This is a genomic window from Paenibacillus sp. S29 (genome assembly GCF_049319765.1).
In the GTDB taxonomy this organism is placed as follows: domain Bacteria; phylum Bacillota; class Bacilli; order Paenibacillales; family Paenibacillaceae; genus Paenibacillus; species Paenibacillus polymyxa_B.
The window spans coordinates 1-11,803 of sequence record NZ_JBMOUI010000033.1; the positions used below are offsets into that span (position 1 = coordinate 1).

Annotated in this window: 7 protein-coding genes and 2 tRNA genes; all 9 read right to left on the bottom strand. The window is 44.8% G+C overall.

The window, feature by feature from the left end:
• Positions 1-202: 202 nt before the first annotated feature.
• On the bottom strand, positions 203-2,035 hold the full coding sequence (gene glmS / locus ACL9RM_RS25965; RefSeq protein WP_061832056.1) for a glutamine--fructose-6-phosphate transaminase (isomerizing): 1,833 nt from the start codon (positions 2,033-2,035) through the stop codon (positions 203-205).
• A gap of 631 nt (positions 2,036-2,666) precedes the next feature.
• Positions 2,667-4,007, bottom strand: coding sequence for a phosphoglucosamine mutase (glmM, locus tag ACL9RM_RS25970; protein WP_013312125.1), 1,341 nt, complete (start codon positions 4,005-4,007; stop codon positions 2,667-2,669).
• Positions 4,008-4,067: 60 nt separating this feature from the next.
• The gene (locus ACL9RM_RS25975) at positions 4,068-5,537 is read right to left on the bottom strand and encodes a CdaR family protein (protein WP_250266754.1); all 1,470 of its coding nucleotides are present in this window, start codon (positions 5,535-5,537) and stop codon (positions 4,068-4,070) included.
• Positions 5,534-6,367, bottom strand: a complete 834-nt coding sequence (gene cdaA / locus ACL9RM_RS25980; protein ID WP_013312127.1) for a diadenylate cyclase CdaA — start codon at positions 6,365-6,367, stop codon at positions 5,534-5,536. The genes ACL9RM_RS25975 and cdaA overlap by 4 nt, the downstream gene beginning before the upstream one ends.
• Positions 6,368-6,588: 221 nt before the next feature.
• Complete coding sequence (locus ACL9RM_RS25985) at positions 6,589-7,212, bottom strand: anti-sigma factor (protein WP_013312128.1); 624 nt, start codon at positions 7,210-7,212, stop codon at positions 6,589-6,591.
• A gap of 150 nt (positions 7,213-7,362) precedes the next feature.
• Positions 7,363-7,929, bottom strand: a complete 567-nt coding sequence (sigW, locus tag ACL9RM_RS25990; RefSeq protein WP_016818747.1) for an RNA polymerase sigma factor SigW — start codon at positions 7,927-7,929, stop codon at positions 7,363-7,365.
• 191 nt (positions 7,930-8,120) lie between these two features.
• A complete protein-coding gene (gene ppc, locus ACL9RM_RS25995) occupies positions 8,121-10,913 on the bottom strand; it encodes a phosphoenolpyruvate carboxylase (protein WP_250260341.1) in 2,793 nt (930 codons plus the stop codon).
• A gap of 737 nt (positions 10,914-11,650) precedes the next feature.
• Positions 11,651-11,721: transfer RNA gene (locus ACL9RM_RS26000), tRNA-Gly, on the bottom strand.
• Between the two features lie 9 nt (positions 11,722-11,730).
• A tRNA-Pro gene (locus ACL9RM_RS26005) sits at positions 11,731-11,803 on the bottom strand.

Consider the following 11,803-nt stretch of genomic DNA (forward strand, 5'->3'; position numbering starts at 1 on the left):
CCTGTTTCTCCAGAGACCAGAGCCTTATGATGTAAAGAAAAAGAAACCCACGTCTCAAAAGACGGGGTTTCTCGACAATCTGAAAGATCCCGATATATTATCGGGATCTTTCTTGGTGTTTGTAAAATGACTAGTTCCAGACTTTTTTTACTGGTTCCACACTTTTTTATCACCAGACAAAAAGTCATAATGCAACTAAAGCTTATTCTACAGTAACACTTTTCGCTAGGTTACGTGGTTTATCAACATCATGCCCCAGTGCAAGAGAAGCGTAGTAAGCCAACAGTTGGAGAGATACAACTGAAATTGCAGCAGACAGAATTGGAAGTGTCTTCGGAATGGCAAATACCTGATCCACGGACTTCAGCAACTCAACTGCGTGCTCTTCGTACGTAATCGCAAGAACATCTGCACCACGAGCCTTGACTTCCTTAATGTTGCTCACGGTTTTCTCCAACACGGATTCCTGTGTTACCAAAGCGATAACCGGAATGCCGTCTTCAATCAATGCCAGTGTACCATGCTTCAATTCACCCGCAGCATAAGCCTCGGAATGAATGTAGGAAATTTCCTTGAGCTTCAGGGAGCCTTCCTGTACTACAGCATAGTCCTGACCGCGACCAATAAAGAACAGGTGCTTGTGGCTTGCAATTTGCTCAGCATAGGCTTTGATCGCATCTGCTTTACCCAGCATCTCTTCCACTTGCTCTGGCAGGGATTCCATAGCAGCCAGCACATGAGCCACTTGCTCATCCGTTTGTGTGCCACGCACTTGAGCGAGATACAAACCAAACAGATAGAACGCAATCAACTGTGAAGAATATGCTTTAGTGGAGGCTACGGCAATTTCCGGTCCTGCCAGTGTAACCAACACATCATCTGCATCACGGGCGATGGAGCTGCCGACTACGTTTGTAATCGCCAGTACATGAGCGCCATTTGCTTGTGCTTCACGCAAGGCTGCCAACGTGTCAGCAGTTTCACCGGATTGGCTCACCACGATTACCAATGTCTCTGGTGTTACGATAGGTGAACGATAACGATATTCGGAAGCCACATCATTTTCTACCGGTATACGAGCCAGACTTTCAATAACTGTACGACCAATCAAACCAGCATTGTAAGCTGTACCACACGCAACAATTTGAATGTTGCGGATATTTTTAATTTGTTCTTCTGTCAGCTTCAGCTCAGGAAGAACAACTTTTTTAGTATCTTTATCGATACGGCCCAACATTGTGTCACGATAAGCCTTAGGCTGCTCGTGAATTTCTTTCAACATGAAATGCTCATAGCCGCCTTTTTCCGCTGTTACAGCATCCCATTCGACATGAATCATTTCCCGAGAAATAAATTGGCCTTCGATTGTCATTAATTCGACAGCATCACTGGTCAAAACAGCCATTTCGCCATCGTTCAAAATAAATACATTGCGTGTATATTTCAGAATAGCCGGAATGTCGGAACCGATAAAGTTCTCGCCTTCTCCCACACCAATAACCAGCGGGCTAGCTTGACGAACAGCAACCAGCTTATTAGGCTCGTGCTCTGTCAGCACACCCAGTGCAAAAGCACCGCGCATAAAGGTAATTGCTTTTTGTACTGCTTTAACGATATCCCCTTTATATTCACGCGCAACCAGATGGGAAATAATTTCCGTGTCCGTTTCGGAAATAAAGGTATGACCTTCGCTGATCAGCTGCTCCTTCAGCTCCAGATAGTTCTCAATAATTCCGTTGTGAACTACAGAGAACTTTTGGCTCTCATCCAAATGTGGATGGGAGTTTTCATCAGAAGGCTTACCGTGCGTTGCCCAACGTGTATGTCCGATACCTGCATGGCCTACCAACGGCGTACCATCCAGTTTAGCTTCCAGATTCGCCAGACGACCTTTAGCCTTGGCTACTTGCAATCCTGAATCTGTAAACACGGCAATACCCGCAGAGTCATAACCGCGATACTCCAGCTTTTTCAATCCGTCAATCAATACCTCTTGCGTATTCTGATTACCAATATATCCTACAATGCCACACATATTCGTTATCCTCCCGATCATCATTTCACAAGACGACTCATCACAGGACTAACGTGTGCGGTAGATTGTGGAATAAAGTTCATTCATCTATGAAGTTGTCAATGATAACTATAGAATTTACAGGCATCTCTTCACGAATGTAACGAAATTCCCAAACCGCGCACGCCAATGATGATGGCCGCACATTCATGAAATGAATCTTATAATTTAGGTTATAAAATAATAAAGGCATCTACCGGTGCGTTGTGTAAACAGTTGCCTGTTCATTTTCCGCTGCCGGTTTACGGCTCGATGCTTCACCGGAAGGTCCCCGCCGAATGTTTCGAACACCTTCACCTCGTCAGCTTGTTTTGTCGTGAACCGATTTGCGAGCAACTTTATCTCAACTGAATCCGTTGCTTCTCCACCAAGTTCCCCCGCACAAATCAAGCTCTGGCGCTTGTATTACGTTACCTTACAACCCTCGCTTTCTCTATCTGAGTCACAGCATCCCTATATTATATTCAGCTAAGTATCATTTGGCAATGACACTTTATTCATAATTACACCATGAAGGCCATAAATCGTTAGTAAATAACCGCAAACGCCGTTGCCTGCTTCTTTTTCACAGGCAACCGACGTTTACAAAATTTTAAACTAATTCTTTCTTCACGACATCTACGATCTGACCGACAAATTGCTCCAGTTCGTCCTTATCCGGGCCTTCGGCCATCACACGTATAAGTGATTCTGTGCCTGAAGCACGGACCAATACACGCCCATTATCGCCCAATTGTTGTTCCACCTGCTCAATTGCTTCTGCAATGGCAGGATTCCCTTCGTAATTACGTTTGTCCTGCACACGCACATTTACGAGCACTTGTGGATACTGTTTCATGAGCGATTTTAGCTCACTCATTTTCTTGCCGGAAGCTTTCAAGGTATCTACCAGCTGAATCCCAGTCAGCATGCCATCGCCTGTCGTATTGTGATCCAGAAAAATAACATGACCAGACTGCTCACCGCCTAGGTTAAATCCACCCCGACGCATTTCTTCCATCACATAACGGTCCCCGACTGCAGTTTTTGCAGTCTTGAGTGCCAGCTTTTCAGTAGCTTTATAAAAACCGATATTACTCATCACTGTCGATACAATGGTGCTGTCCTTGAGTTTTCCCGCACGGTTCATTGCATCTCCGCAAATGCAGAGAATATAGTCGCCGTCTACCTCTTCCCCGTTCTCATCAATCGCGATCAGACGGTCGGCATCGCCGTCAAAGGCCAAACCAATATCTGCTTTCAAGCGGCGTACTTCCTCTTTCAGCTTTTCAGGATGAGTCGAGCCGCAATGATCATTGATGTTCAAACCGTTCGGCTCGGCACCAATAGTGTGTACCTCAGCTCCCAGTTCTGCAAAGAGCTTCGGCGCCAGCTCATAAGCTGCTCCGTTAGCACAATCCAGTACAATTTTTAACCCTTCAAAAGAATGGCTAATTGTTGTTTTCAAGAACTCCAGATAATCGTAGCGAGAATGCTCGTCTACAACAACCGTTCCCAATCCACCGCCAATCGGACGAGGCAGTTGGTCTTCTTTTGCATCCATGAGCTCTTCAATTTTCAATTCCGTTTCGTCTGTCAATTTAAAACCGTCACCGCCAAAAAACTTAATGCCGTTGTCTTCAACTGGATTGTGTGATGCTGAGATCATTACCCCAGCGTCAGCTTTCAATTGACGTGTGAGATATGCCACCCCAGGTGTCGAAACAATACCTAGACGAACCACATTAGCCCCAATGGACAGCAAACCGGCTACAAGAGCCGATTCCAGCATCAGTCCGGATATCCGTGTATCCATACCAATAACAACTGTCGGTTTCTCTACATTACCTGCTAAAACATATCCGCCGCAGCGGCCAATGCTATATGCCAGTTCGGCTGTAAGTTCCTGATTAGCAACGCCTCGTACACCATCTGTACCAAAATATTTCCCCATGTAAAATGACTCCCTTTTTTTGTCTAATAAATCTTGATTATTTACTACAGATAAAACATGTTATGGCTGACTGTTCTCCGAGGTTCCATTCGCAGAAGAATCTGCGCCGTTATGAGGATTTGTTTTATCCTCCGCAGCTGCGTTGTCCCCGGTCTTAGCGTCAGAGTCCCCACCTTGACTGACTTGCCCCTCCTGTGGCCTCTCCTGCCCCTTTTCGCCACTACCAGAGGGGTTTGATTCATTCTCATTATTCGGATTCGTTACAGCAGGCGTAGAAGGGCTCTCAATGTTGACCGTTGCCTTTAGTTGGCCAGCATTTCCGGCTTGCGTAATATATTTAGGCAAGCCTACTTTCAGAGTAACCTCGTGTTGACCAGCCGCGAGGCCACTTACATCTGCCACCAAACTAATATCATCATTGGTTAAATTGTTTACCATATCCTGCGGGCCCTTCACAGTAACATCCATCGTCTTACCTACGGGTGCTGTAACAGTCGTAGTCGCTTTATCTCCTGCACCTTGTAAAACGATTGGGATGCCTGACAGCGTCCGTTCCGTATCTGTGACTTCATTGGAAGGGACGACGGTCACCTGAATTTGTATTGACCCTGGCTCGATTTTATCAGAACCTGAGGGGGCTGCCAAATTAGCTTGAACTGTACGAGTCCCCGCTTCCGTGAATTGACTTAAATCCAATGTAGCCGTGACGTAAGAGCTGAGGCTGCTCAATACATCCTGCGATGCATATACCGCCGCTTCCTTCACGTTTGCATTGACTTTAGAAAGCGCCAATCCGTCTGGCAACTCTCCAGCATAGACAATCTTAACAGGCACAGATTTCGCCTGCTGAGTTACCGGAATTTCAACAGACACAGTGGATGGCTCAATGACCGCTCCTGTAAGTTCCTGTCCCTTTTTGTTATAAGCCTTCAGTTTTACACGCTTCTGTTCAAACTTTTCTGAGATACCATCCGTATTAACAGCCCCTTGAACGGCAGTAACGGTACTCAACTGGCTTTTAGGCAAGGTAACCTTCACGGTTTGAGGAGCAATTACAGGCTTCCCAAGCTGCAGTCCCCCATCTGGGTTTCCTTTAGGAACTATAGATACATTAAATGATTTCGTTTGTTTTTCCTCAATCGTCACTGTAACACGGTTAGGAGTCATAGACACCAACTCCACTCCATCCGGCAAGTCCGGTTCGAGTGACAATGTTTTAGTACCTGCTCCTAAGCCGTTTAAGTTTAGCTTTGCCTGATAATTATCCGCGAAAAAAGAAGTCAGCACAGAGCGCTGTCCTCTGACCTCCATCTTAACATGGTCAGTATCCATGGTAGACAATACATATTTTGAATCATCCAGACCACTAGCCTGAATGCCCACATTATCAATCACTTTATTATTATAAGAAACGGTCAGCGTAGATGAAGGTGTACCTGTATCTAGATGGACCATTCCCCACAGCAGGACAGCAACCGCAAGCGCCAATATCTTGGAAATCGTATTATTGTTAATCCATTTGTCCATCATGAATTTCCACGGCCTCCCCTCCGATTCCAGAATGAGCCGCGTTTTTCCTTCAAAGACGGTGTTGGCCGCAACTCCTCATACAGCTTGGAGATTAGGGATTCTTCCTTAATGTCGCGCACGACCTGTCCATTAATGGCCAAAGAAATTTGCCCTGTTTCCTCCGATACCACGACAGTTACGGCATCCGTTACCTCACTCACCCCAATCGCAGCCCGGTGACGGGTTCCCAACTCCTTGCTGATGAACGGATTTTCCGATAATGGCAAATAACAGGCCGCAGAAGCAATCTGTTTATTTTGAATAATCACCGCACCATCATGCAAAGGCGTATTAGGAATGAAGATGTTGATTAGCAGTTCAGAACTGACTACGGCCTGTGTCTTGATACCAGACTCCGTATATTCGTTTAGCCCTGTCTCGCGCTCAAATACGACCAAAGCTCCTATTTTCCTACGTGATAGATAATTCAGCGCCTTAATCATTTCTCCGATTAACTTGTTAATCTCTTCATCATCCGCAGACGAACGCCCAAATAATTTGCCACGCCCCAACTGCTCCAGTGCACGACGCAACTCAGGCTGAAAAATAATAAAGATAGCCACCACACCAAAGGTGAACATCTGGTTCATCAACCACTTGAGCGTATACAAATCAAACCAGGTGCTAACCGCCCAAATGACAACTAGAAACAGAATCCCTTTCAACAATTGAACTGCACGCGTTCCGCGAACAAGTAAAATAAGCTGATACATAATATAGGTTACGATCAAAATGTCGATAATATCTTTAATGGACTCTTTCCAAGTCAGGTCCGCAAAATAATCCAACATGCGCATGCCCCCGCAATTTTCTGTAGTGAGTGGGTGTAATATGTACACAGTATGCTCTCTCTATCTAGGTTATAACGATCAGGCTCACGTTGCAAGCTGTGTGACAAAAGAACCGCTAAAATCAGTAAAATACAGTACAATTCGCCAGCTTCATATACAAAAAAACGCCTTTTCCAGCGGAAAGAGGCGCTCGATATTGTCCTTGCCATTTCAAGCTTCTTTTATGGAGAAGAGGGTCCCCCGAATAAATCAGTAACCTTGTACCAAATCCAATCCAAGGTTTGATCAATACTTTTAACCTGTCCTGCAATATGGGCGGTGGACGCTTGATAATAAGAACCATCAATCACAGTTACATTTCCTTCCACATCACCGTATACACGGGCTTCACCATTTTGCACTGTTAAATCTCCGGCAATGGATTTCCCTTCAGGCACAATCACAGTATCACCCTGAATAACGACTTGATCCAGTTGGCTTCCTTTGACTACCAATTGATGGTCCGTGCTAGAAAAGCTGGCCATGCTTGAGCATATAACAATAAGGAAGAAGGCAGCGGCTGTTACAGCGGGATGCCTTTTCACCCACGTCAGCATAGGCACCGCAGTCTGTCTTTTATGCGGCGGCAAAGCATTCATAATGCGAAATGTCAGCTCATCCGATACACACGGCACTTGATGATAGCGTGTACCGTAAAGCATCGCATCCGTCCGCTCCAGCTCTTTAAAACGCATGCGGCATTCCGGGCAGTCTAACAAGTGCTGTTCCAACTCATGTTTGTCCTGCTCAGACAGGTCGCCATCTAGATAGTCATGCATAAAAGAGACGGCTTGTTTGCAATCCATATGAGCCAATCCTTTCTAATATTCTTCCGTGTTTCTCAACATAACATGCTCCGGCTTAGAAACTTTGCTCATCTTACATACGTTACAACGAGCATTATGTTTCATAAAAACATCTATGCAGACTTTTCTCCTAGAATCTATGTGTATGATCTATAGCTTGTGCTCCAGTTTTTTGCGCAGAAAATCCCGCCCCCTGTGTACTCTTGTCTTAATAGTGGTAACTGGGAGATTGAGCACATCGCTGATTTCCTGTAAGGAAAGCTCCTGCAAGTACCGTAAAACCATAATCGTTCTGTATTTATCTGGAAGGCTGTCAATGGCGTCATGAATCAAAGCCTGCGTTTCGGACAGAAGCGTACTCCCCTCAGGGGTAAGCTCTTCACTGGCGAGCATGGCGTACCCATCGACACCTTCCTGATCATTCATTTCAGCATCAAGTGAGTATGTAGGTTTTCTCCTTCGCAGACGATCAATGCACAGATTTGTAGCAATTCGATAAATCCAGGTTGAGAACTTCTGTCCATGATCATATTTTTCCAAATTACGATACACACGCAAAAAAGTTTCCTGCACCAGATCCTCCGCCTCATGGCGATTACCTAGCATCCGGTAGGAAAGATGAAAAATCCGATCTTTATATAACTCGACTAACTCCGCAAAAGCTCGCTGATCGCCTTTCTGTACCAGCCTTACCAAGCGGCTTTCCATATTATCCACTCTATACTCCCCCAGACTTGCTGATGGGTTACTTATTACATGTTTATGATTATTCATCGTAGTTTAATTTTATCCGGAAATCAACTGTAGTATTGTTACTAACTGCAAGCACGCCTGCCATCAATATACAAACAGCACAATCGGGCACCCCATGAGTACCCGATTGCCTGTATTCGTACAACCGTACTATATCAGCCCGTATTTCTTAAGCCTGCTGCAATTCCGTTAATTGTCAACAATACCTCACGCAGCATTTCAGTGTCATCACCGTTCTGATCCCGCAGCTCCCGTAACTCACTTAGCAATTGAACCTGCAAGTAACTTAACGGATCGACATAAGGATTACGCAACCGGATAGATTCCTGAATAACCGGCACATCGTCCAAAATCTCGGATTGTCCGGTTATTTTCAAAATCAACTCAGATGTCAGCTTGAACTCCGCTGAAATCTGCCCGAAAATACGCTGCCGGGCCTCTTCGTTATCCGACATCCCAGCGTACTCTTCTGCAATCAGTAAATCCGCTTTAGCGATTGCCATTTGCAGTGTATCAATAAGTGACCGGAAGAAAGCAGAGTCCCTAAACATCGTTTGCAGCACTTTGAGGTTATCCTCATTGTTTTGATAGAAGCTTTGCAAACCTGTTCCAGCCGCATACCATGCAGGTAACAAGTAACGGCTTTGTGTCCATGCAAAAACCCATGGAATGGCGCGTAAGTCCTCAAAACGTTCGCTGTTCTTGCGCTTGGACGGACGAGATCCAATATTCAGCTCGCCCACCTCAGGCAACGGTGTAGATTCTTTGAAGAAGTTGAAGAAATCCGGATCTCGGAAAATCAAATCCTGATACTTATCCAGTGAAACTTGGGAAATGCGGGCGATAATCTCCTCCCAGCTCTCCTCAAACACTTCCTTCTTCCCGGAACGATGATATGCCACAGCCGTAATCAGCGCCGATGTTGCCTGCTCCAAGCTCCGGTACGCGATGCCTCTAAGCGAGTATCGGGATGATAGCACTTCACCTTGCTCCGTGATTTTGATTCCGCCTCCAATCGTATGAGGAGGTTGAGCCAAAATACTGCGATTAAGTGGCATTCCTCCACGACCCAGCGCACCTCCACGACCGTGGAAAAACTTCACTTTTACGCCAAACTCATTAACTACTTCCGTAATGCTGTTCATAGCGACCCGAAGTTCCCAGTTCGCTGTAACCACACCGCCATCTTTATTACTGTCCGAGTATCCCAGCATAATCTCTTGAAGCTGGTCCATCGCAGCCACAGATTGTCGATATACAGGCAAGTTCATCAATCTTCTCATAATATCAGGTGCAGCATGCAGATCATCTATCGTTTCAAACAAAGGGACGGATTGCAGCGTACAGATAACAGTGCCATCCTTCTCGATGCGGAACAGGCCTACCTCTTTGGATAAGACCATAACCTCCAGTAAGTCACTGGCTCCCTGAGTCATACTGATCAAGTAGCTTGTAATGGACTGCTTGCCGAATTCCTCCTGAGCCAAATAAATCGTACGATATACGTCAAGACATTCCTGTGTGCTATCGCTATATTTTAAATACGGTGAAGTAATCGGACGAGGTTCATTCAGCAGCTTTTCCAGCAGATTTATTTTTTCCTCTTCTGATAGCTTACTGTAATCCGATACAATATTCATTTTAGACAGAATTTCAGTCATCGCATTTTCATGTTCCTGACTATGCTGACGTACATCCAGTGTAGCTGTATGGAATCCAAACAACTCTACCTGGCGAATCATCTTTTGAATATATGTGTTTGCCACATAATCGGCAAAATGATGACGCAGGCTGTTGTCAATAACATTTAGGTCTGCAATGAGCTCTTCCGCAGAATTATAACGCTCATTGGTACCCTGTTTGCTTTCATCCAGGATGTTGTTCACTTTAGCAATCATATATGCCAGTTTAATGCGGTAAGGCTCTTTTTCGTTATGCCATACTTCCATCTTTTTAAGTGTAATATGAGTACGGTCTTCTTCAATAGAAGCCAGCAGATCATCGGAAACTCGCACAATGCTGGTGCTGAAACTCAAGTAACCCATGAGTTCCTTTAACGTGTGCTGATATTCTCTCAAAGCCAACTTGCGCTGCATACGTAACGTTTCCCAAGTCACATGAGCTGTCACAGACGGATTGCCGTCCCGGTCTCCACCGATCCAGGAACCAAATCTCAGATAAGTGGGTATGTGCCATTTTTGTTCGGGATAATATTTGTCCAAACATCGTTCCAATTCTTGGTACACATCTGGCAGTACATGAAACAAGGTCTCGTGAAAATAATACATTCCATTTCTTACTTCATCTAATACAGTTGGCTTGCGATCACGCAGCTCATCTGTCTGCCAAAGCGTAATTACTTCGTTTAGCAGATTCTCCCGTACCTGTTCCCGCTCACGTAAGGTAAGCATCGGATTATCCAGCAGCATGACGTCCTCGGAAATGCGCTTGTGGATATCAAGTATTACTCGTCGTGTCGCTTCTGTAGGATGTGCGGTCATGACCAGCTCCAAAGAGAGCTCATTCAGCAAGTTGCTAACGTCCTCGGCGGAGAAGCCCCCTTGTTTAAGCTCCTGAACGGAACTTTCAATGGAACCAGGTTGAACATCTTCACCAGCGGAATGCTCATAATCCCGCTTACGACGAATACGATGGTTTTGCTCAGCGATATTCACCAACTGAAAATAAATCGCAAACGCGCGAATAACCTGGTGACGAATATCCGTATCCAGTCCGCTGACCATTTGTTTGAAATCCTCATACAACTCCGGTTGATACCCGGCACGTAACGATTTACTTGTCTCACGTATTTTCTCCACGATATCCAAAAGTTCGTTGCCACCCTGATGAACCAAAACCTCACCAAGAATATTCCCTAGAAAACGAACGTCCCGCCGCAGCAGATTGTTGGATTGGTTTTTGTTAGCGGTTAACGTAAGCTCAGTCATGCTTTTCCCCCCATCTGATCTGTTCCACACCATATACAGTTGTAGCAAAGGTACGTATACACACGAAATTTGACACTTTCTTAACATCATACAATAAAAACGCATGAAAAGCTGCAAAATTTACAGTAAAAAATCATGTTTTTGAAATACTTCTTTTGAGAAAATATTGGATTTTTATGCAAAAAGATGAAATTGATAATAGAAATGAATGTATACACTAGTGATGCGTGAAACATTATGCACAGTCTCTTATAAAGAGTGTGGTTTTAAAGGTGCAAATTCATGCAACATGATGTGTATATGTTTATTAATTGTTGACAAAGTCAACCCCATTATCCTTCTATCCACAAAGATATACACAAATTAGCCATTTCCTCAGTGTTTCTAGGGCATTTCCTCTTTAAGACTTCGCTTTTTACCCACATAAATAAAGGGGAATGTGCACAACGCAAGAGCAGATGCAGAGTTATCACCATGAATTCGTACCATAATAGCTATAGGATTCCTATATTCAAAGGATTTGATCACGAAATTAGCCTTACTGCAGGAGATCGGGGTACGTTAGAGGGGAAATTCGGGATCTAGATGTCATAAGTAACAAGAGCCTATGTACAATATGCACAAGTCATCCCCAACTGTGCATGACAGGAGACATAATTGTATTAGCTTATATACATAGAAGTAAATGTAATGTGGACAAAATAAAAAGAAGCCTTTCGGCTTCTAGGTAATCGGTAAGCGGGTGATGGGAATCGAACCCACGCTATCAGCTTGGAAGGCTGAAGTTCTACCATTGAACTACACCCGCAAATTAGTATCGGGATGACACGATTTGAACATGCGACCCCCTGGTCCCAAACCAGGTGCTCTACCAAGCTGAGCTACATCCC

Excerpts from the sequence above, each read along its gene's own strand:
- glmS (WP_061832056.1), bottom strand. The coding sequence starts at position 2,035 with ATGTGTGGCATTGTAGGATATATTGGTAATCAGAATACGCAAGAGGTA.
- glmM (WP_013312125.1), bottom strand. The coding sequence starts at position 4,007 with ATGGGGAAATATTTTGGTACAGATGGTGTACGAGGCGTTGCTAATCAG.
- ACL9RM_RS25975 (WP_250266754.1), bottom strand. The coding sequence starts at position 5,537 with ATGATGGACAAATGGATTAACAATAATACGATTTCCAAGATATTGGCG.
- cdaA (WP_013312127.1), bottom strand. The coding sequence starts at position 6,367 with ATGTTGGATTATTTTGCGGACCTGACTTGGAAAGAGTCCATTAAAGAT.
- ACL9RM_RS25985 (WP_013312128.1), bottom strand. The coding sequence starts at position 7,212 with ATGGATTGCAAACAAGCCGTCTCTTTTATGCATGACTATCTAGATGGC.
- ppc (WP_250260341.1), bottom strand. The coding sequence starts at position 10,913 with ATGACTGAGCTTACGTTAACCGCTAACAAAAACCAATCCAACAATCTG.